We start from the raw sequence: 24,633 nt of genomic DNA, 5'->3' as shown, positions 1-24,633 counted from the left end.
CGAAGTCCGTGAAGGCCTCCTTGAGGGACCCTGGGTCCCTCAAGGAGGCCTTCACGGACCTTCCGGCAACCGCGGTCAGCCCACCGCGATCGACTGGAACGTCACCGGGATCCGCGGCGGCCCCGTTCCGTCACCAGGACCCTTCGCGTCGTCCACCCCAGCACGCGCGACCTTGTCCAGCGTCTGCAGACCGGGGTCCGAGATGCTCCCGAACACCGTGTAGTCCGGCGGCAGTTCCGCCGCGCCGTAGACCATGAAGAACTGGCTGCCGCCCGAGTTCGGCGTCTGCCGCTTGGCCATGGCGAGAATGCCCCGGCCGTACCTGACCTCGGGGAAGGCCTCGTCCGGGACGTTGTAGCCCGGTCCGCCCATCCCGGAGGCTTCCGGGTCGCCGCACTGGAGCATCTGCAAGCCGGAGGTACCGAGCCGGTGACACGAGGTGCCGTCGTAATAACCCTGCTGCGCCAGCGAAAGAAAGCTCGCCACGGTGCACGGCGCGAGCCCGCGGTCGAGCGTCAGCCCGATATCGCCCGCGGTCGTCTTGACCGTGACGGCCATCGTGCCGGTCGCGGGGGTCGGGCCCGCCGCGGGCGGGTTCGCCTTCTTCGGCACCGAACCGGTGGCATCCGCCGGGTAGGCGCAGTTCGCCGGATCGGCCAGCGGCGTCGCGCGTTTCGGCAGGTCCATGCGGCTTGCCGGGACCCCCACCGGGCTCTCCGCAGTCGTGTCCTGCGCGCTCGACGGCGGAGCCGAAGACGGCGCCGCGACCGGGGCCTCGCTCTTCGAGTCCGAGAGGAAGAAGCCCGGCGCCACGAATCCGGTGATCGCCACGACGGCGACCACCACGACGAGCCCCAGCACCCCCAGCCCGACCCAGAGCGCCGTCTTGTTCGACGAGGGCGGCGGCTGTTGCGGAGGCCCGTACCAGCCCTGCTGCTGCGGATGCTGCTGCGGGTAGGGCTGCTGATACTGCTGCTGGGGGTACGGCTGCCCCTGCGGAGCCCCGGGGTCGGGCGTCTGGCCTTCGGGCTCGCCCGGCTGCGGTGGCTGGGACATCTGTGCTCCTGTCGTCCGGAGGAAGTACAGGAACACTCTCGCGCATGGCCGGTCACGACGTCACGGCATCCCCCATGGCGTGCCGTCCCCGTTCGCCGGAACCGGCCGGATCTCGAAGTCCGGCCGGTCGCCCGCGCGGTGCACGACGGCCTCCTCCCCACGCCGCAGGTCGATCCGGACGTCCCCGTTCGGCAGCCGCCGCCAGCGTTTCGGCCTCCCTCGCCGGTCCCGGACGGTCAGCTCCCCGCCGAGGTCCGTCCGGAGCACACAGGGCGCCCCGGCCTCGCTGGTGATCTTGACCCATCGCGTCTTGCCGCCCTGCCGGGAAGCGCTGATCAGGAACGCGCCCTCCGTGCGGAAGTCGCGCAGCGCGGCGTCCGCCCATTTCGCGGGCACGGCCGGGAACAGCCGGATGACCCCGCCCCAGCTCTGTACGAGCATGTCGTGCAGCGACTGCGCCGCCGAGAGCGGCGTCTCGATGACCGGACCGGATTCCTTGTACATCGTGTTCGGCTGGATGTAGCGCCGCTGCAGTTCGCCGAGGTAGAACTCCGCCTTCTCGCCGCGCAGCATCTGCGCCGACATCGACGCGGCGCCGGTGAACGTGTAACCCTGCAACGCGCCCTCGAAGCCCACCCAGTGGTCGAGCGAGGTCTCGATGATCCGCCGGTGCTCCGGGCGCTCCCAGGTGATCTCGTACAGCGGGTAGATCTGCAGCAGATGCGAGTAGTGCCGATGCGATTTCGCGAACGGCACCCCGGCGCCGATCATGTAGCCGTTGGCGTCGGCCGGATACGGGACCAGCGTGGCCAGGACTTCCCGCCACCGTCGCACGAGCGGGTCTTCGATCCGCAGTTCCGCCGCCGACTCCAGCAACGTCCGGCAGCCCCAGCGGATCAGCGCGAGGTCGTAGGTGCAGTCGGGCGCGTTGACGCCGTACTCCGGGGAGAACGTCGCGGGCAGGTGCAGCTTCCCGTCCGGCCCGGGTGCCAGGAAATGGAGGTAGTAGTTGATCGCCTTGCGCAGCAGCGGGAACAGGATGTCCCGCAGGAGGCGCCGGTCCATCGTGTGCCGATAGGACAGCCAGACGTTGTGCGATGCCCAGGTGAGGTTGCCGACCTCCGGCGTCGGCGTCTCCTTGCCGGGAACGCCGACGGGGAACCCGGCGTTCGTCCCGGCGGCACCGTTGAGCAGGGTCATGTCGGTCGTGCGCGGGATGCCCGCCGAATCGTGCTGGTACGGCTCGGCGACCTGGCTCGTCAGGTTCGCCCGGTACTTGCCGAGCGCGTGGCCGACGGCGTCCAGTTCGAGGTGGTTGGACCCGTGGATGAGCCAGTACTCCAGCTGGACGTTGAGGTTCCACCACGTCGCGGGCCACGGGGTCGGTTCGAGCCACGGTCCGCAGGTCGCCATGACCGGCGCTTCCCGGCGCGCGGCGGAGGCGATCTTGTACAGCTGGATCCAGTAGAAGCCTTGGAGCCGGGTGTCCGGAATGGACAGGAAACCGTGCCGGTAGTAGTCGTGCCACCAACGTCGGTGTTCCGCCGTCAACGCGGAGAACGGCTCGGCCCGGCGGACCGTCTTCAATGCCTCTCGCGCGGCCGTCCTTTTCGGATACGACCACGCCACGGACGTGTACAGCGTGCGCTTCGATCCCCGGGCGACCTCGCGCCAAGCCGTCACATGCTCGCCGCCCGCCAGCAGACTCTGCACCGAAATCCTGCTGTCACCACTCGTTTCCAGACTCGCGGGCGGGTTGGCGACGTATCCGGCGGGCGGCGGCTTCCCGAACTTCGGATCCGTTCTCGGGCTCACCGCTTCGGCCGGGTGGAAGGTCCACTCGAAGCCGCGCTCGCCCTCGGTCGGTTCGATCTCGACGGCTAGCAGCGACTGTCCGGTGTGGATGATCGCCCGCAGCGAGAGGCTGCCCGCGGCCGTGGTGATCGTGCCCCTGAGTTCGGCGTTCCAGAGGTCCATCCGCCAGTCGATCCCGGTGATGGCGCCGACCGGTTCGAGGGTGAAGTAGCCGATCGGCAGCCGCGCGAGTCCGAACAGGGAGCCGAATTCCGGCCGGTGGTCCTGCACTTCGCTGTGCTGGACGTTGAACCGGACGGCGTTGCGGCCCGGTTCGGCGTAGATACCCGAGCCGAGGAAACCGTTGCCCAGGAACGGGCCCTCGTACCAGGTCTTGGGCATCCGGCGCCAGAGCAGGTCGGCCGTACCGAGGAAGCCGGGCCAGTCGAGCCCGCCGAGCGCGAAGTCGTTCTCCACCGCCGACACCGGCGGCGCGAACCCGGCCGCCGCCACGCCCGCCAGTGCCCCGCCGAGCATCGTCCTGCGAGTGATGTCCATCCTCAGACCTCCTGGTCGAGTCCCCATGCCGGAGTTTCACGGTCACCGGGCACGTCGCGAGGCTCCAGTGCCGGGCGCGCGCCGCGCCGGGTGACGACGGCCGTCCCGCCGCGGCCGAGCGGGATCGAGATCGTGCCCGGCCCCGCCGCCCGCCAAGGGAGCCGACGCCCGCGGGCGTCACGGACCTCGATGTCACCCGGGATCCCGTGCTGGAGCGTGAGCGGCTCGCCCGCTTCGCTGTGGACACGAAGCCATTCGGTCGCGCCGTTCCGCCGGGAGGCGTCCACGAGGAAGGCGCCCTCCGTGCGCAGGCTTGCGAACGACGCCTCCGGCCACGCCGTCGAAACCGACGGGAAGACCTTGAGGACGCCGTGATCGCCTTGCAGCAGCATGTCCACAACGGACTGCGCCGCGGTGATGGGACTCTCGATCGCGAGGTTCGCGCCTTCGCGGTACATCGTGTTCGGCGTCAGCCGAGTGTCGGCCACGACGGTCCCGTCCAGGAAGATCTTCAGGTAGCGCAACGCTTCCTCTGGCGCGTCCATCACGGAACTCATCGACGACGCGGCCGCGAAGCTGTAGCCGTGCCATTTCTCCTGTGCACCGGCCCAATGCGCGAAGGTGCGGCGCATGATGTCCCGGTCGCCGGGGCGGTCCCAGAGCTTCTCCCGCAGCGGATGGAGCCAGAGCAGATGCGAGAAGTGCCGGTGTGAATCGGCGAGCGGGACACCGGCGCCGATCAGCACGCCTTGGGCGGGATCCTGGTGGTACGGCACCAGTTTCTCGGCGATCTCCCGCCACGCCGGCACCCGCGGGTCGTCGATCCGCAGCTTGGCCGCCGATTCGACGAGGGTGCGCGCCGCCCAGCGGATCAGCGACAGGTCGTAGGTGCAGTCGGCCGCGTCCGCGTACTCGGGTGACCTGGTCATCGGCAGGTGCAGGGCGCCGTCCGGGCCGGCGGCGAGGAAGTGGCGGTAGTAGTTGAAGGCCTTGGCGAGCGTCGGATACAGGACTTCGCGCAGGATGCGGACGTCCATGCTGTGCCGATACGCCAGCCAGACGTTGTGCAGGCCCCAGATCAGGTTGCCGGTCTGGTCGTTCTTCGTGGCCGGGCCCGGAATCCCGACCGCACGCGTACCGCCGGGCCGCAGCCGCCAGTCCCCCGGATGCGAAAGCGCGTACGTCTCGCCGTCCCGGTACGCGGGCGGCACCGAGAGTTCGAGGTTCGCGTGATCGCGGCGGAAGGTCGCGGTGACGGCGTCGAGTTCGGGATGGTTGCTGCTGTTGACGATCGGGTACGTGACCTGGACGTTGAGGTTCCACCACACCGCCGTCCAACTGTTGCCGACCTCCGGGAACCACGGTCCCCATTCGGCGACGACGGGGCCGTTCGCGCGGGTGGCGCAAGCGGTCTTGTACAGCTGGATCCAGTAGAACCGCTGGACGCGTTTGTCCGGAACGGAGACGAAACTGCGCCGGTAGAAGGCGTTCCACCAGCGCCGATGGCCGGCGACGAGCGCGTCCGGGTTCACCGCCGACGCCCGGTGGACCCTCCTGATCGCCTCGGCCGTATGGGTCGGCTCGGGGTACCCGTACGCGATCGTCGCCGCCAGGAGCCGTCGCGTGCCGATGGTCCGCTCACGCCACGCTGTCGTGTACCCGCCGCCCGCGTGGAGTGGCTGCTCGCAGTACCGGACCATGCCCGCGGTGGCGAGCTTCGGATCGGGATTGGCCGTGTACTCGGGCGGTTTGCGGATCGTCCTCGTCGTCGCCGACTTCAGCGGCGTGAACCCCCAGTCCGCGGCCGCCTCCCCGGCGAGCGAGACGAGGAGGAGGTCCTGGTCGTTGTGGACCAGCGCGGAGAACCGCACCGAACCCCGGGTGGTCGTGATCGTGCCGCCGAGTTCGGCGTTGTACAGGTCGAGATGCCAGTCCACCGCCGTGATCGCGCCCTCGAAGGTGAGGGTGAGGTAGCCGATCGGCAGCCGCGAGTACCCGATACCCGCTTCCCACTGTCCGCGCTGGTCCTGGACCTGGGAGTGGCTGAGCATCACCTTGAGGACGTTCGGCCGCGCCCCCGCGTAGAACTGCACGCCGAGGAAGCCGTTGGCGAGGAACGGACCCTCCTGCCAGTTCTTCGGCATGCGTTTCCAGGCCATGCGCGCGTCGTCGACGATCCGGCGATGGACGTCCTGCCCGGCGAGTGCCGGAGGCGCCCCTTGAGCCCAAAGCCCGCCGAGCGCCGCCGCTCCCGCCGCGACCCTCAGCATCGATCGCCTGGACAGCTCGGCCATGGGTCGCCTCCAGATTCATACTACGTTTACCGCAGTTCAGGTCCTGGCGACCGGCATGTTTCCAGAAATAGTCGAGGTTTGGCCATCCCTTTCACTCACGTAGCCGTACAGACATCCGATGTCTCGTCGGACAATTCACCTGTTGTTGAGCAAACGCGCCTTCAGTGTCCGGACGGCCGCGCGGGACACGCCACGCTGCCGGGCCCAGCCGGCGAATCCGCCGAAATCGTCCTCGACGCTGTCCAGCAAGGCGTTGATCGTGCTCTCCGTGCACCGGAACAGTTCCTCCGGCAAGCCGAGGGGGCGGAACCGCTCGATCACCCGGGGAAGGCTGTACGCGCTGCGCAGGTAGTCCTGGACGATCAGCTCCCGCGGCGCCCCGGCGAGCCCGAGGGCGAGTGCCGTGACGACGCCGGTCCTGTCCTTGCCCGACGCGCAGTGCACCACGACGGGACGGGTCAGCAGGACCGCCAGGATCTCCATGGCGATCGACAGGTTCTCATCGTGCCGGAGATGATCGACGTAGATTTCCTCCAGCGCGCTCGACCGTCCGCTTTGGACGGTTTTCAACGGCACGTTCACATAGCGGACGCCGGGTAACTCCGCCCGGCCCTCGCTGACCGTCTCGGCGCTGGAGCGGAGATCGAGGACCCCCTCGATCCCGAACCGCCCGAGCAGGAGTTCCTTGTCGGTTCCGGTGAGCGCCTGCAAGGTGTCGCTGCGGAACAGCCTCCCCCGCCGGATCGGCCCGCCGCCGGTGTCACGGAAGTTGAACGCGCCGGTGAGCGCGGATGCCACCGCGGTCACCGGGAATCCTCCGCCGTCTCGCCGAAGGTGATGGTCCCGGCGGAACCGTCGACGGTGATCACCTGACCGGTGACGATCCGCGTCGTCGCACCAGGAACGCCGACCACGGCCGGGATCCCGTGCTCCCTGGCCACGGTGGTGCCGTGGGAGATCATCCCGCCCGTTTCGGTCACCAGCGCGGCGGCCGTCAGGAACAGCGGCGTCCACCCGGGATCCGTCGTCGCGGCGACGAGGATCTCACCCGGTTCGATCCGTGCGCCGTCCGGATCGTGGATCACCCGCGCCCGGCCGGTCGCCACCCCGGCCGCCGCCAGCCCGGTGAGGTCGCCACCGTCCGAAGTGGATTCGAGGGCGGGCGCGGTGCCGTCGGAAAGCACGACCGACGGCACCCGTGGCCGCCGGGATTCCCGCTCCCAGGTCTCCCTGCGCCGTGCCACGGTCGCGCGGAAGTCCCTGCTGTCCAAGGCTTCGCGGACTTCGGCGAGATCGAGGAACATCACGTCGCCTGCCCGTTCCAGGCGCTCCGCCCGCACGATCTCCTCGCCGACGAGGAGCAGTTGCGTCCGAAGGGCGGCGAAACCGCGCATGAGGCAGAACTTCGGGAACTCACGCAGGCCACGCAACCGCCGCGACCGCCGGAGCAGGAACCGCGCGAGCAGCGCCCGGTGCAGCTTGGTCACCGGAAGCCGCCGGGTGAGCTCGACGATCCGCGCTTCGGCCGCCGCGGCCGCCTGCTCGAAGCGGGTTTCCGGGTCCTGCTCCTCCCCTTCCGCGCGAAGCAGGTTCGACAGCATCGCGAAAACCGGCTCGGGGTCGTCGGTCCAGCGAGGCACCCCGAAGTCGATCTCCGAGGTCGCGCGGCAGCCGTATTCGGCCAGGAACCCGGCGACGCCGTGCTGGATCACCTCCGGCAGGGTCCCGGCGAGGTGTTTGGCGGCCAGTTCGTCGGGCGCGGTCTCCAGCAACAGCCGGAAGGCCTCGTCGTCGCGCCGGATCGCGGCCGCCGCCCGCCACAACGCCAGATCCATCTCGGTGGTCGGATTGTGCGGGATACCCCGGAAAACGGTGGCCACCTCGGCGTCGCTCACGTGACCGCGCAGCAACTGCCCGGCCAGCTGCCCGCCTGTCCCGCCCGCGGTGTTGGCGTCGCGAGGGAGGTTCGCCTCGATCCGGCAGACCTCACGCCGGACGGATTCCACAAAGGACAGCCGTTCTTCCGCCGTCGCCTCGGCGGGCCCGGTGAAGGCGGCGATCCGCCGTTCGGCGTCGCGGACGACCTTGGCGCGGGCCTGCTCCGGCCACAGCCACGCGGGGATCATCCGTTCCCAGCGGCGGCGCCGTTTCTTCGGCGGGGCGTCCTCGTCCGAACCGGACGCCACCGAGGGGAACCGGCGATCACGGCCGAGCTGCTCGACGAGCCGTCCCGAAGGCGCGGCGAGACTGTCCACGAACGCGGACATCTTCGGCCGCTTCGCCGGGCTCCGCACGCCGTCGGTGATGTCCCAGTACAGCCACCCGTCCACGTCGGTGATCTCGTCGGAGAAGCCGAGCGCGCTCATGTACGCCGCCATCCCGCGCTGGCGTTCGCGGATCATGGACGCGCCCATCGGCGTGAAGGGCCGGCTGATCCCCTGATAGACGTTGACCGACCAGTACGCGCGCGGTTCGTCGCTCTCCGGGACGGGGAACAGCGTGGTGATGTGCCGTGACTGGGTCAGCCACAGCTCGCCCTCGCCGTTGAACGCCCACTCGACGTCCTGCGGGGCGCCGAAGTGCTTCTCCAGATGCCTGCCGACGGCCGCGAGTTCACCCAGCCGTGACGGCGTCAGGCAACCGTCGTCCGGGCCTTCGAGGGATTCGCCGTCGACGGTCAGCCGGTAGTGATCCGGGGTCACCGCCCCGGAAACCACCGCTTCCCCCAAGCCGGGAGCGGCGTCGACGATGATCTCGGAACGTTTGCCCGACACCGGATTCGCCGTGTACAGCACACCGGCGCATTCGGCGTCGACGAGGCGCTGCACGATCACCGCGATGGCGGGTCCGCGATCGGTGCCGTGCGCCGCCCGGTACCTGGTCGCCCGCTCCGACCAGAGCGAGGCCCAGCATCGGCGCACCGCCGCGAGCACCTCACCAGAGCCCTGGATGTCGAGGAAGGTGTCGTACTGCCCGGCGAAACTGGCGTCCGGCAGATCCTCGGCCGTCGACGAAGACCGCACCGCGACCGCCACCGGCTCGCCTCGCGAAAGCCGTTCGTACGCCTCGACGATCCCGGTTTCGAGCCGGGCCGGGATCGGCACGGTCAGGACATGGGCCCGCAACCGGTCCGCCAGTTCGGCCAGCCGTCCTTCGTCGTCGGACGGCACCCTGGTCAGCTCGCCGAGCAATCGCGGCCCCTCGCCGTCGGAGAGCACCTGCCGGTACGCGGCGGTCGTGACGCAGAAACCCTCCGGCACGGGAAAACCCGCCGAAGTCATTTCCGCGAGGTTCGCCGCCTTGCCGCCGACGAGGTCGCGCGGGCTTCCTCCCGCTTCGGCGAGCTCGAGAATCACTTTCATTACCTCCAGGGAGTGTTTGCTTAGCCTAAGCTTGCATCCTCAACCTGGGTTGAGTTCAAATGATGTCATGGAATCCGCATCGATCAGAGAGGTCGCCGACCGGTTCGACCTTCCGGTTTCGACCCTGCACTACTGGGAACGCCGCGGACTGATCAAGCCGCACCGGCGATCCGGCTGGCGTTACTACGACACCGACCAGCTCTACCGGATCGCCCTGATCCGGCTGTGGCGGGACACCGGCCAGCTCAGCCTCGACGAGATCGCGACCGTGCTCGCCGGGCGCACCGCCACGTACGACTGGCGGGACACCGTTTCGGCCCGTATCGAAGCTTTGGAGTCCCAGCTCGAAAAGCTCGCCACCGCCCGGACCTATCTGCGCCATCTGCTCCGCTGCCCCGAAAACACGCTGGAACGCTGTCCGGAGTTCCGGTCCACAGTGGAGCTGCCGGGCGCTTGACCTCAAGCCGGGTTGAGGGGGCAGGCTACCGGAGTATGACCGCCCGTGGCCTGATCGACACCACCGAGATGTACCTCAAAGCAGCCTATGAGCTGGAAGAGGACGGTGTCGTCCCGTTGCGCGCCCGGATCGCGGACCGGCTCGAGCAGAGCCCGCCGACGGTCAGCCAGACCGTGGCCCGCCTCCAGCGTGACGGCCTCCTCCTGGTCGCCGAGGACCGGCGGCTGGAGCTTTCGCCGGAGGGACGGCGGATCGCGGTGCGGGTGATGTGCAAGCACCGCCTCGCGGAAACACTCCTGTATCGGGTGATCGGGCTGGACTGGGTCCGGCTGCACGACGAGGCCTGCCGCTGGGAACACGTGATGTCCGACGCCGCCGCGCGCCGGATCTTCGAACTCTGCGGCGGGCCGCGGTTCAGCCCGTACGGCGGGCCGATTCCCGGCTTGGCCTTTCTCGGTCTGTCCGGCCTTCCCCCGGTGCCGGCGCCGCCGGGAATGCGGCCCGCCACCCATGCCGGACGGCAAGAGGTCCGGCTGCACCGGATCAGTGAACGGATCCAGGACGATTCCGCCTTCCTCGGAACGCTTCTGGCCGCGGGCCTCACCCCTGGAGCGCGAATGACGCTCACCCCGGCCGACGGGCGGCGGTTCGAAGCGCGGACGGCCACGGCGACCGTGATCCTCGAGCGAAACCAGGCGTCGAAGATCATCGTCTGCGATCCCGCCGCGGCGAATTCCGCCGTTCCGGCACGCGCCCGCTGCGTTGCCGGTCGCTGACATTGTTCTTTCGCGCATTGCATATCGTTTTTCGAACAGGCGTGCGCGTTCCGCCGGAGCAAGGCAGTAAGATGTCATATGATCTGCCGATCTGATGTCCATATCCGGGGGGCCGAAGGAGGGAGACCGCCATGCCACTTCGAGCGGCCAGTACAGCGAGACTCTCGTCCACTGTGGTCGACCAGTTCGAGGAACTGATCGAGACCGGCGAATGGCCGGTCGGCTCCCGTATCCCGCCGGAACAGGAGCTGGTCGAGCAACTCGGGGTCGGGCGCAGCACGGTCCGCGAAGCCGTCCGCGCCCTTGAACACGCCGGGCTGCTGGAGCCGCGCCGCGGCGACGGCACCTACGTCAGGGCACGGCACGGACTGTCGGCGGCCCTGCTGCGGCGAACCCGCGCCGCGAACGTTCTCGAAGTACTCGAAGTCCGCAACAGCATCGAGCGCCAGGCCGCCAGGACGGCGGCGGAACGCCGGGACGCCGAAGACATCGCCCGGATCACCGCGGCACTCGCCGCCCAGCACGAAGCACGTGACGCCGGCGACGAGGACGCTTTCCTCGCCGCGGACAACGAATTCCACGCGGCGATCATCGCCGCCACGCACAACGCGGTCCTGATCGAATTGTGGGAGGGCCTCAGCTACGCGCTGAGCAGCGGGGTGGCGACGGTGATGGCCGAGCTGCGCCGCGAGCACATCGACTTCCCGGATCACGACACCCTCGCCGAGGCCATCACCGACGGCGACGCCGACCGCGCCGAACGAGCCGTCGCGGTGATCATCGACGCCGCCGTCGCGGTGCTGACCAAGGCACAGAACAAAACCGCTTCCCGCAAAAGGAAAAGCACGCCGAAGCGCCGTTGAGCGATCCGGGCCGGTCAGCCGAGGCTGATGGCCGGCCGGTACAGATCGAACCAGTGGTGGAGATCCAGCACGCGGTCCAGACCGTGCCGCGTCTGGCCGGTCAACGTCGCCGCGTCGGCCTGGACGGCGTCGTACACCCAATCCCGGCTCACCAGCTGGAAAACCGGCGAATCGAGGTCCGCGAGCACCTCTTTTGCCTGCGACTGAAGGGCGACCGCGTAGCCGATGTCCTGTGTGGACGGATACGGGCTCTTCAGCCGTTCGGTGACCGAAACCGGCAGAAGATGCTTCGTCGCCTGCCGCAACAGGCTCTTCTCCCTGCCGTCGAAGGTCTTGAACGCCCACGGGGTGTTGTAGACGTACTCGACGAGCCGGTGATCGCAGAACGGGACCCGGACCTCCAGCCCCACCGCCATCGACATCCGGTCCTTGCGGTCGAGCAGCACCCGGACCCACCGGGTCAGGTTCTGGTGACAGATCACGCGCATCCGTTGTTCGAGGGCGTCGTCCCCCGGAAGTTGCTCGACCTCCGCGACCGCGGCGGCGTACTCGTCGGCGGCGTACGCCGGTACGTCGAGCGCCTCGCGGACGTCACGGCGGAGCAGGTTCTCCCGATCGCTGGTGACCGCGTTGCGGAACACCAGCCAGGGGAACATGTCGGTGGTGCGGGATTCCTCTTCGAAGAACCACCGGTAGCCGCCGAACACCTCGTCCGCCGCCTCCCCCGACAAGGCCACTGTGGACTGCCGCCGGATCGCCTTGAACAACAGATACAGCGAGAGGTCGACGTCGCCGAGCCCGGACGGCATGTCCCGCGCGGCGACGCAGGCCCGGCGCACGTCGGGATCGGTGAGCTCGGCGGGATCCAGCATGACGTTCTCGTGCACCGAGCCGACGAGATCGACGACGTCACGGATGAACGGCGAATCCGGGGCGTCGCGCATCTCGTCCGGACGGAAGTTCTCCTCCTGCCCGGCGTAATCGACCGAGAACGTGCGTAACGGCTCCCCCGACTCCGCGAGCCGCGACGCCGCGATCCCGGTGACCGCGCTCGAATCCAGCCCGCCCGAGAGCAGGACGCACCTCGGCACGTCGGACACCAGCTGACGGTGAACGATGTCGGTCATCAGCTCACCGACCCGGGCCACCGTCGCGTCCTGATCGTCGGTGTGCGGAGCCGTCCGCAGCCGCCAGTAGGTGTGCGAACGGATCCCGCGGTCGTCGACGGTGACGATCGTCCCCGGCTCGACCTCGTGCATGTCCTTCCACAGCGACCAGCCGGGCTTCTTGGTGAAAGCGACCAGTTCGCGCAGACCGTCCGCGTCGACGACACGCGGGGCCCGCGGGTTCGCCAGGATCGCCTTCGGCTCGGAACCGAACAGCACGCCACCGGAGGTCGCCTGGTAGTAAAGGGGTTTCACGCCCATGCGATCCCGGATCAGCACCAGCTTCGCGGTGCGGGAGTCCCAGACGGCGAAGGCGTACATGCCGTTCAGCCGTTCCGCGACCCCCTCTTCCCATTCCAGGTAACCGCGCAGGACCACTTCCGTGTCGCTGTCGGTGTGGAACCGATGCCCCTTGTCCCGCAGTTCCTTCCGGAGCTCGGTGTAGTTGTAGACCTCGCCGCTGTAGACCAGCGCCACTTCACCGGCCGGGGTGCCCGCCGACATCGGCTGCACACCGCCGGGCAGGTCGATCACCGCGAGCCTGCGGTGCCCGAGCGCGGCGTGGCGGTCCAGCCAGACACCTCCGGCGTCCGGACCGCGGCAGGACATCGTCGCCGTCATCGCGTCGAGGATCGGTCGCTGGCTCCGCAGGTCGTCCTCGAACGACACCCAGCCGGTGATTCCGCACATTTCGCCTCCCAGTAACCGTGGTGTCAGCCGAAAACGGGTTCCGCGGTCCGCGTCCGCTTCAGCTCGAAGAAGTACTCGAATCCGGTGAGTGCCCGGACGCCGTCGAAGATCCGGCCCGCGGCCTCACCGCGCGGGACCTCGGCGAGCACCGGGCCGAAACAGGCGCCGCCGTCGATCCGCACGACCGGCGTGCCGAGGTCGGGCCCGATCGCGGTCATCGCCTCGTCGTGGCTCGTGCGGATCGTGGCGTCGAGTGTCGTGTCCGTTCCCGCGCCGGCCAGTCCCGCCGGGAGCCCGGCCGCTTCGAGGGCCAGACCGGTGACCTCGCGGTAGTCCTCGTTCCCGCCGGGATGGATGCGCGTGCCCATCTCGGTGTACAGGGGTTCGACGACCTTCTCGCCGTGGTCACGGGCGGCGGCCGCGATCACCCGCGAGAGGTACCAGCCTTCGCGCATCATCACTTCGTACTTTTCGGGCAACTGGTGGCCTTCGTTCAGCACGGCGAGGCTCATCAGGTGGAAGCGCAGGTCGATCTCGCGTACTTCGGCCGCTTCGAGCAGCCACCGCGAGGTCTGCCACGCCCACGGGCAGATCGGGTCGAACCACAGGTCGGCCCGGACAGGGGACTCGGTCATCGCTGTCCTCGTTTCTGGAGACAAGGTGGTTTCGCGTGCTTTGGAGACCGGACTGGCGGGGCGTGCCGGCCGGGGTGGTCGTGGTCGTGGCCGTGGGGCGGCGGTGTCGCGAAAGCCACTTTCGGGACACCAAGCGTCGCGAAAGTGGCTTTCGCGACGCGCACCTCGACCACGGGTTCGGCGAGAGCCACCATCACTAGGCGAAGGTGGCCGGGGTGTACGCGCCTTCGGTCCGCGCGGCCTGCAGTACTTCCGGGTAGATGACCGACTTCGGGCGGTCTCCCGCCACGATGACGATCATCAGGCTCTCTTCCGTCCCGGGAGCGGCCGCCAGGTTGGTGAACCGGCGCTGGAGCCCGGCGGGCAGGGAGATCACGTCGAACGGGCCGAGGTCGACGTACAGGTCGTCCTCGTCGTTGCAGCGGAACCGCCAGGTGCCGCTCAAGGGGATGAACGTCTCGTTCGTGTCGTGGTTGTGCAGGATCGTGCCGTTTCCCGGCGTGGCCTTGATGTAGGCGAGGTTGAAGCCCTCGGCGATGTCGATCGGCGCGTTCCCCGAACTCTTCGCGCCGATCGGGGAGATCACCTGGTCGTCGTCGGCGCCGTTGCGCTCCGGCGGCCGGAAGCCGATCACGTTGAACATCACCCGCGCGCAACCCGCGAGTACCGTGTCCGGGGCGCCGCCGTCCGTTCCGGCCAGGTCGGTGAACCTGGCGACCCGGGCGCGGAGGTCATTCTCGCTGAACCGGATACTGGCCATGAGGTCGCTGGACATTCCCGTCTCCGATCTTCGAACGTCGGTCGATCACTGGGGTTTTCCCGTTGCTTCCGGATTCGATGGTGGTGAGCACGAGGCTGTGTGCGGGAACCACGACGCCGTCCCCGATGGTCACGGGGCCGAGCACCGTCGCTTTGGCGCCGACGACCACCCGGTCGCCGATACGCGGATGCCGGGCCTCACCCTCGGCCCTGGCGTTGTCACGCCAGAAGCCGATGGCACCCAGCGTCACCTGTTGATAGAGGGTCACGTCGTCGCCGATGACGGCGGTTTCGCCGATCACGACACCGTTCCCGTGGTCGATGAAGAAGCGCCTGCCGATCCGGGCACCGGGATGGATTTCCACCCCGGTCAGGATTTTCGCCGCGTTCGACAGCAGCCTGGCGAGGATCCGGTGGCCGCCGCGATGCAGCCGGTGCGCGATCCGGTGACTCCAGACCGCGGGCAGCGCGGGATGACAGAGCGCCTCCAGGCGGGAGGTCACCGACGGGTCTTTGTCCATTGTGGTCGCGAGATCCTCACGCAACCGGATGAGGGACCGCCGCATGTCATCCGGCCGTCTGCTCGGCCTTGACCCAATCCTCCTCGGGACCGGCGTCGGCGAACAGGGTCACGACGACCTGGTCCGGCCCGAACCGTTCGGCGACCTTCTTCGCGCTCAGCCACGCGGCCGCGGCGGAGGCGCCGATCGAGGTGCCGGTGAGTTTCCGGTAGTCCACCATTCCCCGCAGGGATTCGGCATAGGTGACGTGCAGTTGTTCCGCCGCGGGCAGCTGGGTGTCGACGAACGGCTGACGCAGCCCGTTGCCGAACCCGCCCGCACCGGCGAACCGGGGCTCGGAATGCGGTGCCCGCTCGGTGCCGTACGGCATTTCCGAGGGTGTGACCCCGGCGACCACGATGTCCGGCCACCGCGTGCGCAGCGCACGGTGGACCCCGGCCAGTGTGCCGCCGGTCCCGATCGCGCTGACCCAGGCGGCGGGCCGGTGCTCCCCGAGCTGGTCCAGGATCTCTTTGCCGGTACCGAATTCGTGGGCCGCGACGTTGGCCATGTTCCGGTGTTGCACGAGCGGGGTGAGCGAGGGGTCGCCGGCGGCGATCTTCTCGCACACCTTGATCATCCCGAGCAGACCGCCCGCCGCGTCGGCGAGTTCGATCTCCGCGCCCGTCTTCTCCATCGCGGTCAGCAGGCTCGGCGGGATGACGGACGGGACCACGAGCCGGGTCGGGATCCCGGCCAGTTCACCGAGTCCGGCGACCGCGCGGGCCATGTTCCCGGCCGAGGCGTCCAGCAGTTTCAGCGGCTCCGGCCCGGTGTGCGCGACGATCGCCCGGCAGACCAGTGCGAACGCGGTGCGGTCCTTCACCGAACCGAACGGATTGGCGAATTCGTACTTCGCCAGCACTTTCGCCCCGCCCGGCGGGCCGGGGACCTCGACCAGCGGGGTGTCGCCGAGCCGTCCGGCGAACTCCCGCAACCCGGGATGCCGGGTCAGCGCGACCGCCTGATCCGGTGCCGCGGCGAGTGGTTCTTCCACAGTGAGAGCGATCTCTGGCTGAGCGGTGTCGGTCATGCGAGTCCTTCCCCAGGCGCCACTCGAGCAGCGCGACGATCAGCGCGGCGAGGTGTTCGGGTGCGGATCCCCCTCGGCGGATCCGGATTCTCCGGTGGCGGAAAAACGCTCGTACCGGTGGTCCGCGGGACTGGGCCGCCGGCTTGACGGCCGCGCGCGGAACCTGGTTCAGGCTAGCAAGTAAACACCTGCTCTGTCGAACATCAGACGTTCAGTCATCCGCTTGCCCGATGGGCGGCACGAACGGGTGGTCCGCTTCGCCCGAGTTGAACTCAACCCGGGTTGAGGGTCCAAGGTTAGGCTAACCACACCTGATCGATCGGAGGCGGACATCGGCACCACGTCCCTGCGCCCGCGCACCCTCACCGCCACGGCGGCGGCCCTGCGGGACGGCACGGTCACGAGCATCGGCCTGACCGAGGCGGCGATGGCGGCCGCGGATCGCGGTGACGCGGTCTACGGCGCCTACTTGACCCGCCTCGACGAGACCGCGTTCGCGGCGGCGAGACGCGCGGACGCCGAACTCGCCGCCGGACTGGACCGCGGGCCGCTGCACGGGATCCCGATCGGCGTCAAGGACATCATCGCCACCGCCGAAGCCGCGACGACGGCGCAGAGCCTCGTGCACGACCGCGGCTGGCTGGCGGGAACGGACGCGACGGTCGCCACCCGGCTCAAGGCGGCGGGCGCGGTGCTCACCGGCAAGACGACCACGATGGAGTTCGCCTGCGGGATGCCGGAACAGGAGCACCCCTTCCCGATCCCCCGCAATCCGTGGCGGACCGGACGCTGGGCGGGCGGTTCGAGTTCCGGCGCCGGGATCGGCGTCGCGACCGGGATGTTCCTCGCCGGGATCGGCTCGGACACCGCGGGCAGCATCCGGGTGCCCGCGGCGTTCTGCGGGGTCACCGGCCTGATGCCCGGGTACGGCCGGGTGCCGAGGACAGGCTGTGTGCCGCTGGGCTACAGCCTCGACCGGATCGGCCCGCTGGCCCGTTCCGTACGGGATTGCGCGGCGGTACTGGAGGTGCTGGCCGGGCCGGATCCGGCCGATCCCGATTCCGCTGCCGGACCGGTGCGGCGCCCCGAATTCCGCGGCGATCTCACCGGGCTGCGGATCGGCGTCGTCCGCGACCACCACTTCCCGCCCGGCCGCGATCCCGCGTTGGACGGCGTCTTCGCCGAGGCGCTCGCGGTGCTGGCCGGACTCGGCGCGCGCCTGAGCGCGATCACGCTGCCGTATCCGGCGGAACTGGTGACGGCCGTTCAGGTGACCGTCGCCAGCGAGGCGCTCGCGCATCACCGCGCGGAACTGTGCCATCGGTGGCTCGACTTCAGCCGCGGGACACGCGGGCTCCTTGCCACCGGCGCGCTCGTCACCGGCGCCGACTACGTCCAGGCCCAGCGCGTGCGGCAGGTCGCGCAGCGGGCGGTCGACGGACTCTTCACCGAAGTGGACCTCGTCGTCTGCCCGACCGCGTCCGTCGGCGCGCCCCGGTTCGAGTCGCTGCTGTCCCCCGCCGGGCTACCGGAGAACGAGGAACTCTTCGGCGTCATCCACACGCCGTACTGGAACGGGCTCGCCAATCCCGTCTTGGCGCTGCCCATGGGGTTCACCGCCGACGGGCTGCCGCTTTCACTGCAATTGGCCGGGCCGGTCCGCGGCGAAACGGAACTGCTGGAGGCAGGCGACGCGTTCCAGTCGGCCACCGGCTGGCATCTTCGGACCCCGCCGGAGCCGTCATGAGCGAGCCGGAGATCCGCGTACTGCTCGCGGCCGCGACCCTGCCGGCCACCGAACCCGAGATCGCCGGGCTCGCCGCGCGCTATTCCTGGCAGCGAGCGGCGATCGACGCGCTGTACGACCTCCCCGCGGCTCGTCACGCGCTGCCCGTCCTCGGCTTCCGGACGGGCGATGAAGAGGCAGTAGGAACAGGAAAGGTTTCATGAGCACGTCTTCTCCCGCCCGCCGCCGCGACCACCTGGTGCTCGCGCTGGCCTGTCTCGGGTCGTTCGTGGTGGTGCTGGACGCCACGATCGTCTCGGTCGCCCTGCCAAGGATCCGCGCCGATCTCGGCTTCTCCGCCGCGACGCTGCCGTGGGTGGTCAACGCGTACACGCTCGCGTTCGCGGGCTGCCTGCTGCTCGGCGGCCGCTGCGCGGACGTCTTCGGACGGCGCCGGGTGCTGCTGGCCGGGATGGGCCTGTTCGCGGGGGCGAGCCTTCTCGCCGGCCTGGCCGCGGATCCGGCGCTCCTGCTTGCCGCGCGCGCCGGACAGGGCGTCGGCGGCGCGCTGCTGATGCCGGCGACGTTGTCGCTGCTGACCGATACCTTCCCGGCGGGGCCGAGGCGTGCCCGCGCACTGAGCACGTGGAGCGCGATCGGCGCCGTCGGCGCCGCGTCCGGTCCGCTGACCGGCGGCCTCCTGACCGAGTTCGCGGGCTGGCGTTGGGTGTTCTTCGTCAACGTGCCCTTGGGTCTGGTCGCGGTCGCCGGCACCTTGGCCCTGCTGCCCGGCGGTTCCCGGTCCGGATCGGCGTACCGGCTGGACATCGTGGGCGCCGTCCTGGCGACGGCAGGGCTGACCGGCGTCGTGTACGCGGTGATGGAGTCGGAGACCGTGGGCTGGAGCGCACCGGAGGTGTCCGGTCCGCTGATCGCGGGAATCGTGCTGTGCGGGCTGTTCCTGCTGCACCAGGGGCGCTGGGCGGCGGCCCCGCTGGTGCCGTTGAGCCTGTTCTCCCATCGCGCGGTCCGTGGCGCGAACCTGGTGATGTTCCTGCTGGGCCTGGGCTTCTTCGGTGCTCCGGTGCTGATCTCGTTCGTCCTGCAGTACGTGCACGGCGCCGGTCCGCTCGCCGCCGGGCTCGGTTTCCTGCCCGCCGGCCTGGCGATGTTCGCCGGTGCCAAGGCCGCCGGTCCGCTCACCATCCGACTCGGTGCCCGTCGCGCGGCGGCACTGGGCTGCGCCCTCGGGGCGGCCGGTCTCGCCGGGGTGGCCGCCTCACTCGGCACCGGTGGTTCGTCCGTGGCGATGATCGTGCTGCCGAGCGTGGTGTTCGGTTTCGGTACCGCGTCGGCGTTCACCCCGTTGACGGTGGCGGCGACCAGCGGCGTGCCCGCCACCTCGGGCGGGGTGGCCGCCGCCGTGCTCAACACCGTGCGGCAGACCAGTGGTGCGATCGGTCTGGCCGTGCTGACCACGATCGCCGCGGCCGCCGCGGGCGGGTCTTCGACGCGGGAAGGACTCGCGCACGGGTACGCCTTCGCGTTCGCCGTCTCGGCGGGCTGTGTGGCCGCCGCCGCGGTGACCGGCATGCTCGTCCTGCCGCCGCGAACCGCGGAACGGCTCGCGGCCGCCACCGGCCGGGTCCGGGGACTCGACGGCGACCCGGTGCCCGGCGCGGTGGTGCTGCTGGTGAATCCGGACGGCGGTCGCGTCGTCCGCACCGTCACCGATGAGACCGGCTGGTATCACGCGGCGCCGACGGCTCCGGGGCCGCATCTGGTCATCTGCACCGCGCCAAGCCATCAGCCGTCGGTCGGGCGCATCATGGCCGACGACACGCCGGTGCGGCACGACGTCGTCGTCGGACAGGTGGGGTCGTGAGCCGCGCGTCATCGTGCCGCCGCGGCGAGCCGCGGCACGATCCGCTCGGCGGTGTACGCGAGGGCGAGCGCGGACGGGAAGGCCAGCGCCTGCGCTTCGGCCTTATCGATCGCGAGATAGGAACCCCGGCGTACGGCGGGAAGCCGCGCGAAAAGCGGCTCGGCTTCGAACGCCTGCCGCTGCTGGACCGATTCGTAGCTGACCAGCATGATGTCCGCGTCGAGCAGGTCGAGCCGCTCCGGGCCGACCGCCGCGACGCCTTTCGTCGTCGTGGAACGCAACTGGGTGACCTTCTCCGACAGGCGCAAACCGAACTGTGCCAACGAAACCGCCAGCACGTCCTCGGGTGTGTTCTTGGTGTACACCTGTCCCCCGCCGCTCACCGAGCTACAGCTGAACGTCCTCCCCTCGAGCCCCGCGGTGTCCTTCGCCGTCGCGATCTTGCCCAGCGTGCCGCTGATCAGCTGGTCCGCCGCGGAGTCCTTGCCGAGCGCCCGGCCGATCCGCCGGGTGGTCTCCTGCCACGGATCGAGGTTCGGCCCGGTGACATAGCCGAGCACGGGCGCGATCTCGGCGAGCCGCTGGTAGCCGGTTTCGAGGTAGTAGTCGCCGGCGGCGAGGAACAGATCCGGCCGCAGAGCGGCGAAGTGTTCCAGTGGGCGGTCCGGCCCCGTCCGGACCAGTTCGGGCCGGGCGGACCCGAGCAGCGGCGCGATCCACGGCTGGATCCGGTCCGGCGTCGACGTTCCCTCCTGCATGGCCACCGGGATGACACCGAGCGCGACGGCGGCGTCGGCGTCCTGTCCGAAGCCGAGAGCGATCACCCTGGAGGGCAAGCGATCCAGCACCGTGGGGCCGAGTTTTCCGTCCATCGTCACCGAAAACCCGCCCGTTGGGGCGGCGTCCCCCGCCCTTCCGGGCGTACATCCGGCGAGTATGAAACCGGCCGCACCCGCCAGGAAGAGACGGCGGCCAGGCCTGCCGGATAGGTCCATCAGCTGCATCTGCGCACTCCACGAAGTCGGACACCGAACGGAGGTTTCCCGGATCACACCGACGCGGCACCGAGGCGACGGGCAAGCGCGACCTACTTAGGTAAGGCTGCCAAAACATCGGTTGTTGCGCTAGTCATACGTCTGCTGTTAGGTTGAATCCTGCCCGCAATCGGGCGTGCTTCCCTTGCGAAAGGCTCACTGTTCGAGCCGATGCAGCGACGGTCGGGTTCCGGGCTTCGGCTGCTGCATGTTTTCGACGTTCGTCATCCACGCACTTGGGGGTGCAAGTGAACGAGGCCGCCGAAAGTACCAAGCCCCGATATCAGATTCCTTCCGCACGGCGGGGATCCGTTGTCGACGAAGAAGATTTCGCAGTACTCAGAACGGTTCTGCAGAACGATCTCGCCTTGACGGCGGGGCCGTGGCGAGACCGGTTCGAAGCCCAGTTCGCCGCTTACACCGGCTCTCGCTACGCGTTGTCGGTGACCAGCGGCACGGTCGCTCTGGAGATCGCCATCCGGCTGCTCGATCTCCAGCCCGGCGACGAGGTGATCGCGACCACCCAGACGTTCCAGGCGTCGATCCAGCCGCTGCTGGATTCGCCGGCGATCGTCCGGTTCTGTGACATCGATCCCGATACGCTCAATCTCGATCCTCGCATGCTCGAGGCGCTGATCACCCCGCGGACCAAGGCGATCATCCTGGTGCACTACGGCGGGAATCCGGCCGACATGGCGAAGATCTGCGCGATCGCGGCACGACACGACGTACTGGTGCTCGAAGACTGCGCGCACGCGCTCGGATCGGCCTATCGCGGACGGCGGCCCGGTTCCCTCGGCGACATCGGCACGTTCAGTTTCCATTCCTCCAAGAACATCACCACCCTCGGCGAAGGCGGAATGATCACCTTCGACCGCGACGACTGGGCCGTCCGGGTGGACCGGATCCGGTCGAACGAGGTCGACATGGTCGCCGGCCCGGTCAGCGGGATCCTCGGTTCCCCGCCGGAAACCCTGCCCTGGATGAAGTTCTCCGAAGCGGTGTACCGGGAATCGGTCGCCGGGATCCACGGCGCGGGAACGAACGCGACGCTTTCCGAGGTCGCCTGCGCCGTCGGCACCGTGCAGCTGCGGAAACTGCCGTCACTGGTGCGAAGGCGGCGCGAGATCGCGGCCAAACTCGACGCGGTGCTCGGCGGATACCCGCAGATCCGGCTGCCGCTCGTCGATCCGGGTGACGAGCATTCGTACCACCTCTACACATTCTTCGTCACCGAAGGCGATGACGCCCGCCACGCGCTCGTACGTGCGCTCGATCGCCGCGGCGTCGAGATCCAGTTGCGGTATTTCCCCTTGCACCTCACGCCGGAATGGCAGTCCCGAGGGCATGGCCCCGGAGAATGCCCGACAGCGGAACGGCTCTGGTTCTCCGAGCACATGAACCTCCCGTGTCACCCCAATCTGACCGACACCCAGGTCGCGCTCCTGTGCTCCGCGCTCCGAAGCAGCCTCAACGAGGTCTTCGGCAGACGAGCCGTGCTGAGCCACAGCTGACCTGATCCCGCCCGAAAAGATCGGAGCGAGTTCCGTCATGCCCTACATCCATGTCCAGATCCTGGAAAACCGCCTCACCGAAGAGACCGAGCCGAAACTGATCGCCGCGATCACCGACGCGGTCGTCGGAACCTACGGCGAAGACATCCGTGAACACGTGTGGGTGGTACTGGACCCGGTACCCGCACACCGCTGGGGCCTCGGCGGAAAACCCGTCGCACCAAGGCCTTCCTGACCGGCGCCCTTCCGAACAGCTGGGAGTACTGGTGAAATTCGGCTTGAACTTCTTCCCCGTCTTCTCCCCCGACCACAAAACGGCGGGTGACTACTACCGCGAAGTCATCGATCTGTCCGAACGGGCCGATCGAGCGGGACTCGAACACGTCCAGACCGTCGAGCACCACGGATCCCCTTACGGTGGCTACAGTCCCGACCCGGTCACACTGCTCGCCGCGATCGCGGCGCGGACCGAACGGATCCGGATCACGACCGGCGCGGTGATCCCCGCGTTCCTCCATCCGCTCAAGCTGGCGGGCAAACTCGCCATGCTGGACAACCTTTCCGGCGGACGGCTGGACGCCGGATTCGGCCGCGGCTTCCTGCCGGACGAGTTCGACTGGTTCGGCGTCCCGATGGACGAAAGCCGGCGCCGCTTCGACGAAGGCGTCGACGCCTGCCGCCGTCTTCTGTCCGAAGTGGACGTCAAGATCGAGGGCGAGTTCCACAGCTTCGGCCCGGTGACGCTGTTGCCCCGGCCGGTGCAGCAGCCATATCCGCCGTTCTTCGTCGCCTCCGCCTCGAATCCGGAGTCGTGCGCCGCGGCGGGCGCCGCCGGCCACCACCTCCAGGTGGTCCCGTCGATCGTCAGCCAGGAGACGCTGACCGAGATGATCGAGGGCTACCGCACCGCGTGGGCGGCTTCGGGACGGCGCCCCGAGGACGGCCGGATCCAGATCAAGTACACCTGCTATCTCGCCGAGGACCGGGCGACCGCGCTGGCCTGGGGCGAGAAGTTCGAGAACAACTACATCGAGCAGATGAGCGGCGCGATCGCCTCGTGGGCGTCGACCACCTCGGGCGCGTACCAGGGCTACGAGAAACTCATCGAGAAGGTCCGCGCGTACGACTTCGAGAAGTCGTTGGCACAGAACAAGGTTCTCGCCGGTACGCCGGACGACGTCGCCGGGCAGATCGGCTGGATCGCGGAGAACTTCGGCAGCGACCTCTCGGTCAGCGTGCAGCTGAACCCCGGCTATCTCGACCACGAGCACGCCGTCCGCGCGCTCGACCTGTTCACCTCCGGCGTGGTCCCCCGCTTCGATGCCTGAGCCGGACGCCGACGTCGTCGTGGTCGGGCTGGGCGCCTGGGGCTCGATGGCCCTGTGGCAACTCGCGAGCCGGGGTGTCCGGGCGATCGGCGTCGAACGCCACGGCCGCGGCCACTCACTCGGCGCGTCGCACGGAGGCAGCCGGATGTTCCGGATCACCTGCCTGGAACATCCCGGGCTGGTGCCGTTGGCCCGCAGATCCGGCGAACTGTGGGACCTGCTCGGGCGCCAGGCCGGGAAAACGTTGCTGCACCGGTACGGCGGGCTCCTGATCGGCGCGCCGGATTCGGCGGTGGCGGGCGGAACGCTGGCGGCCGCGAACGAACACGGCATCGAGGTCGAACCGCTCGACCGCACGCAACTCGCCGAACGGTTCCCCCAGCACACCGCGCTGACCGCGGACGACATCGGCGTCTGGGAACCGTCCGCCGGGCTGCTGCGGCCGGAGGAGTCGATCCGGGCCGCGCTCGACGCGGCGGAGACCGCGGGGGCACAGGTCTTCACCGGGACCGAGGTCACCGGGATCTACTCGACCGACGACGGCGTCCTCGTGCACGGTCCGGGACGGACCTGGCTGGCACGGCGCGTGGTGGTGGCGACCGGGTCGTGGCTGCCGTTCATGACCCCCTTGCCGGAGCTCCGAGTGGTGCGGATGCCGGTCACCTGGTTCGAACCCGACGGCGACGCCGGCCGGTTCCGGCTGGCGGAGTTCCCGGTGTTCATGCGGGAACTCGACGGCGGCACGGTGCTGTGGGGCTGCGGCGCGGATCCGCCGTACGACGTCAAACTCGGCCTGGAGCAGTTCGGCGCCACCGCGGTCCCGTTCGATCCGCTGGACACCGACCGTTCGGTGACCCCGGCCGACTGGACGGCGTTGCGCGAAGTGCTCGCCGGTCATCTGCCCGGTCTGCGTCCGGAACCCTCACGGGTGGCGGTGTGCATGCTGACGCTCACCCCGGACGGGCAGTTCGTGCTCGGCTCGCTGCCCGAAGCGCCGAACGTGATCGTCGCGGGCGGCGACAACGCGCACGGGTTCAAGCACGCCACCGGGATCGGCGAACTGCTCGCGGATCTGGCCACCGGCCACGAACCGCGGATCGACTTCTCGTTCATGGACGTCAAGCGATTCTGCTGACGCGAGCA

General features: G+C 69.3%; 21 protein-coding genes. 10 read left to right on the top strand and 11 right to left on the bottom strand.

Features of this window, described 5'->3' with window-relative positions; genetic code table 11:
- Nucleotides 1-75 precede the first annotated feature (75 nt).
- From ACIHAO_RS39850 to ACIHAO_RS39830, 5 genes are all read right to left on the bottom strand, one after another.
- The gene (locus tag ACIHAO_RS39850; protein WP_396566972.1) at nucleotides 76-1,056 is read right to left on the bottom strand and encodes a peptidylprolyl isomerase; all 981 of its coding nucleotides are present in this window, start codon (nucleotides 1,054-1,056) and stop codon (nucleotides 76-78) included.
- Between the two features lie 60 nt (nucleotides 1,057-1,116).
- Entirely contained in the window at nucleotides 1,117-3,408 is a 2,292-nt protein-coding gene (locus ACIHAO_RS39845) for a glycosyl hydrolase family 95 catalytic domain-containing protein (RefSeq protein WP_396566970.1), read from the bottom strand.
- A 2-nt stretch (nucleotides 3,409-3,410) separates the two neighbouring features.
- Complete coding sequence (locus ACIHAO_RS39840) at nucleotides 3,411-5,702, bottom strand: glycosyl hydrolase family 95 catalytic domain-containing protein (protein ID WP_396566968.1); 2,292 nt, start codon at nucleotides 5,700-5,702, stop codon at nucleotides 3,411-3,413.
- Nucleotides 5,703-5,837: 135 nt separating this feature from the next.
- Nucleotides 5,838-6,509 (bottom strand): tyrosine-protein phosphatase, encoded by a 672-nt coding sequence (locus tag ACIHAO_RS39835; protein ID WP_396566966.1) that lies wholly within the window; start codon nucleotides 6,507-6,509, stop codon nucleotides 5,838-5,840.
- Nucleotides 6,506-9,064: a PEP/pyruvate-binding domain-containing protein gene (locus ACIHAO_RS39830; protein ID WP_396566964.1), complete on the bottom strand. Its 2,559-nt coding sequence runs from the start codon at nucleotides 9,062-9,064 to the stop codon at nucleotides 6,506-6,508. The genes ACIHAO_RS39835 and ACIHAO_RS39830 overlap by 4 nt, the downstream gene beginning before the upstream one ends.
- Before the next feature lie 67 nt (nucleotides 9,065-9,131).
- Between ACIHAO_RS39830 and ACIHAO_RS39825 the strand changes: the two genes are divergently transcribed.
- From ACIHAO_RS39825 to ACIHAO_RS39815, 3 genes are all read left to right on the top strand, one after another.
- The gene (locus tag ACIHAO_RS39825) at nucleotides 9,132-9,521 is read left to right on the top strand and encodes a MerR family transcriptional regulator (protein WP_396566962.1); all 390 of its coding nucleotides are present in this window, start codon (nucleotides 9,132-9,134) and stop codon (nucleotides 9,519-9,521) included.
- A gap of 35 nt (nucleotides 9,522-9,556) precedes the next feature.
- Nucleotides 9,557-10,297 carry a metal-dependent transcriptional regulator gene (locus ACIHAO_RS39820; RefSeq protein WP_396566960.1) on the top strand — a complete coding sequence of 247 codons (741 nt, stop codon included), beginning with the start codon at nucleotides 9,557-9,559 and terminating at the stop codon, nucleotides 10,295-10,297.
- 131 nt (nucleotides 10,298-10,428) lie between these two features.
- A complete protein-coding gene (locus ACIHAO_RS39815) occupies nucleotides 10,429-11,160 on the top strand; it encodes a FadR/GntR family transcriptional regulator (RefSeq protein WP_396566958.1) in 732 nt (243 codons plus the stop codon).
- 14 nt (nucleotides 11,161-11,174) lie between these two features.
- On the opposite strand, the gene asnB is transcribed toward ACIHAO_RS39815, so the two are convergent.
- The 5 genes from asnB to ACIHAO_RS39790 form a co-directional block, all read right to left on the bottom strand.
- A complete protein-coding gene (gene asnB, locus ACIHAO_RS39810) occupies nucleotides 11,175-13,016 on the bottom strand; it encodes an asparagine synthase (glutamine-hydrolyzing) (protein WP_396566956.1) in 1,842 nt (613 codons plus the stop codon).
- Between the two features lie 23 nt (nucleotides 13,017-13,039).
- The gene (locus ACIHAO_RS39805; protein WP_396566954.1) at nucleotides 13,040-13,651 is read right to left on the bottom strand and encodes a disulfide bond formation protein DsbA; all 612 of its coding nucleotides are present in this window, start codon (nucleotides 13,649-13,651) and stop codon (nucleotides 13,040-13,042) included.
- Between the two features lie 196 nt (nucleotides 13,652-13,847).
- Nucleotides 13,848-14,426, bottom strand: coding sequence for a cupin domain-containing protein (locus ACIHAO_RS39800; RefSeq protein WP_125797243.1), 579 nt, complete (start codon nucleotides 14,424-14,426; stop codon nucleotides 13,848-13,850).
- The gene (epsC, locus tag ACIHAO_RS39795; protein ID WP_396566952.1) at nucleotides 14,383-14,976 is read right to left on the bottom strand and encodes a serine O-acetyltransferase EpsC; all 594 of its coding nucleotides are present in this window, start codon (nucleotides 14,974-14,976) and stop codon (nucleotides 14,383-14,385) included. Before epsC ends, ACIHAO_RS39800 begins: the two co-directional genes overlap by 44 nt.
- A 1-nt stretch (nucleotide 14,977) precedes the next feature.
- Entirely contained in the window at nucleotides 14,978-16,003 is a 1,026-nt protein-coding gene (locus ACIHAO_RS39790) for a pyridoxal-phosphate dependent enzyme (protein ID WP_396566950.1), read from the bottom strand.
- A gap of 331 nt (nucleotides 16,004-16,334) precedes the next feature.
- On the opposite strand from ACIHAO_RS39790, the gene ACIHAO_RS39785 reads away from it, so the two are divergent.
- From ACIHAO_RS39785 to ACIHAO_RS39775, 3 genes are read left to right on the top strand one after another with little or no spacing between them, the layout of a single operon-like run.
- Nucleotides 16,335-17,750: an amidase gene (locus ACIHAO_RS39785; protein WP_396566982.1), complete on the top strand. Its 1,416-nt coding sequence runs from the start codon at nucleotides 16,335-16,337 to the stop codon at nucleotides 17,748-17,750.
- Nucleotides 17,747-17,953 (top strand): hypothetical protein, encoded by a 207-nt coding sequence (locus ACIHAO_RS39780; RefSeq protein WP_125797239.1) that lies wholly within the window; start codon nucleotides 17,747-17,749, stop codon nucleotides 17,951-17,953. The genes ACIHAO_RS39785 and ACIHAO_RS39780 overlap by 4 nt, the downstream gene beginning before the upstream one ends.
- Nucleotides 17,950-19,614, top strand: a complete 1,665-nt coding sequence (locus ACIHAO_RS39775; protein WP_396566948.1) for an MFS transporter — start codon at nucleotides 17,950-17,952, stop codon at nucleotides 19,612-19,614. The genes ACIHAO_RS39780 and ACIHAO_RS39775 overlap by 4 nt, the downstream gene beginning before the upstream one ends.
- 8 nt (nucleotides 19,615-19,622) lie before the next feature.
- Here ACIHAO_RS39775 and ACIHAO_RS39770 read toward each other — a convergent pair whose 3' ends face one another.
- Complete coding sequence (locus tag ACIHAO_RS39770) at nucleotides 19,623-20,486, bottom strand: ABC transporter substrate-binding protein (RefSeq protein WP_396566980.1); 864 nt, start codon at nucleotides 20,484-20,486, stop codon at nucleotides 19,623-19,625.
- A 404-nt stretch (nucleotides 20,487-20,890) separates the two neighbouring features.
- Here ACIHAO_RS39770 and ACIHAO_RS39765 point away from each other — a divergent pair, with 404 nt between their 5' ends.
- Genes ACIHAO_RS39765 through solA form a run of 4 tightly spaced genes read left to right on the top strand, consistent with a single transcriptional unit; the run spans nucleotide 20,891 to nucleotide 24,625 of the window.
- A complete protein-coding gene (locus tag ACIHAO_RS39765) occupies nucleotides 20,891-22,162 on the top strand; it encodes a DegT/DnrJ/EryC1/StrS family aminotransferase (RefSeq protein ID WP_396566946.1) in 1,272 nt (423 codons plus the stop codon).
- Between the two features lie 37 nt (nucleotides 22,163-22,199).
- Nucleotides 22,200-22,397 carry a 4-oxalocrotonate tautomerase family protein gene (locus tag ACIHAO_RS39760; RefSeq protein ID WP_396566944.1) on the top strand — a complete coding sequence of 66 codons (198 nt, stop codon included), beginning with the start codon at nucleotides 22,200-22,202 and terminating at the stop codon, nucleotides 22,395-22,397.
- A 31-nt stretch (nucleotides 22,398-22,428) separates the two neighbouring features.
- Nucleotides 22,429-23,490, top strand: coding sequence for an LLM class flavin-dependent oxidoreductase (locus ACIHAO_RS39755; RefSeq protein WP_396566942.1), 1,062 nt, complete (start codon nucleotides 22,429-22,431; stop codon nucleotides 23,488-23,490).
- Entirely contained in the window at nucleotides 23,483-24,625 is a 1,143-nt protein-coding gene (gene solA / locus ACIHAO_RS39750; RefSeq protein ID WP_396566940.1) for an N-methyl-L-tryptophan oxidase, read from the top strand. The genes ACIHAO_RS39755 and solA overlap by 8 nt, the downstream gene beginning before the upstream one ends.
- Nucleotides 24,626-24,633: the final 8 nt, after the last annotated feature.

Origin of the sequence: Amycolatopsis sp. NPDC052450 (assembly GCF_044547565.1) — a bacterium.
Taxonomy (GTDB): Bacteria; Actinomycetota; Actinomycetes; order Mycobacteriales; family Pseudonocardiaceae; genus Amycolatopsis.
This window is presented reverse-complemented; position numbering and strand designations above follow the sequence as displayed.

Bases quoted from the DNA above. Each gene is read 5' to 3' on its own strand.
- epsC (WP_396566952.1), bottom strand. From the start codon at position 14,976: ATGCGGCGGTCCCTCATCCGGTTGCGTGAGGATCTCGCGACCACAATG.
- ACIHAO_RS39815 (WP_396566958.1), top strand. From the start codon at position 10,429: ATGCCACTTCGAGCGGCCAGTACAGCGAGACTCTCGTCCACTGTGGTC.
- ACIHAO_RS39850 (WP_396566972.1), bottom strand. From the start codon at position 1,056: ATGTCCCAGCCACCGCAGCCGGGCGAGCCCGAAGGCCAGACGCCCGAC.
- ACIHAO_RS39805 (WP_396566954.1), bottom strand. From the start codon at position 13,651: ATGACCGAGTCCCCTGTCCGGGCCGACCTGTGGTTCGACCCGATCTGC.
- ACIHAO_RS39840 (WP_396566968.1), bottom strand. From the start codon at position 5,702: ATGGCCGAGCTGTCCAGGCGATCGATGCTGAGGGTCGCGGCGGGAGCG.
- solA (WP_396566940.1), top strand. From the start codon at position 23,483: ATGCCTGAGCCGGACGCCGACGTCGTCGTGGTCGGGCTGGGCGCCTGG.
- ACIHAO_RS39830 (WP_396566964.1), bottom strand. From the start codon at position 9,064: ATGAAAGTGATTCTCGAGCTCGCCGAAGCGGGAGGAAGCCCGCGCGAC.
- ACIHAO_RS39790 (WP_396566950.1), bottom strand. From the start codon at position 16,003: ATGACCGACACCGCTCAGCCAGAGATCGCTCTCACTGTGGAAGAACCA.
- ACIHAO_RS39780 (WP_125797239.1), top strand. From the start codon at position 17,747: ATGAGCGAGCCGGAGATCCGCGTACTGCTCGCGGCCGCGACCCTGCCG.
- asnB (WP_396566956.1), bottom strand. From the start codon at position 13,016: ATGTGCGGAATCACCGGCTGGGTGTCGTTCGAGGACGACCTGCGGAGC.
- ACIHAO_RS39800 (WP_125797243.1), bottom strand. From the start codon at position 14,426: ATGTCCAGCGACCTCATGGCCAGTATCCGGTTCAGCGAGAATGACCTC.
- ACIHAO_RS39775 (WP_396566948.1), top strand. From the start codon at position 17,950: ATGAGCACGTCTTCTCCCGCCCGCCGCCGCGACCACCTGGTGCTCGCG.
- ACIHAO_RS39845 (WP_396566970.1), bottom strand. From the start codon at position 3,408: ATGGACATCACTCGCAGGACGATGCTCGGCGGGGCACTGGCGGGCGTG.
- ACIHAO_RS39770 (WP_396566980.1), bottom strand. From the start codon at position 20,486: ATGGACGGAAAACTCGGCCCCACGGTGCTGGATCGCTTGCCCTCCAGG.
- ACIHAO_RS39825 (WP_396566962.1), top strand. From the start codon at position 9,132: ATGGAATCCGCATCGATCAGAGAGGTCGCCGACCGGTTCGACCTTCCG.
- ACIHAO_RS39820 (WP_396566960.1), top strand. From the start codon at position 9,557: ATGACCGCCCGTGGCCTGATCGACACCACCGAGATGTACCTCAAAGCA.
- ACIHAO_RS39760 (WP_396566944.1), top strand. From the start codon at position 22,200: ATGCCCTACATCCATGTCCAGATCCTGGAAAACCGCCTCACCGAAGAG.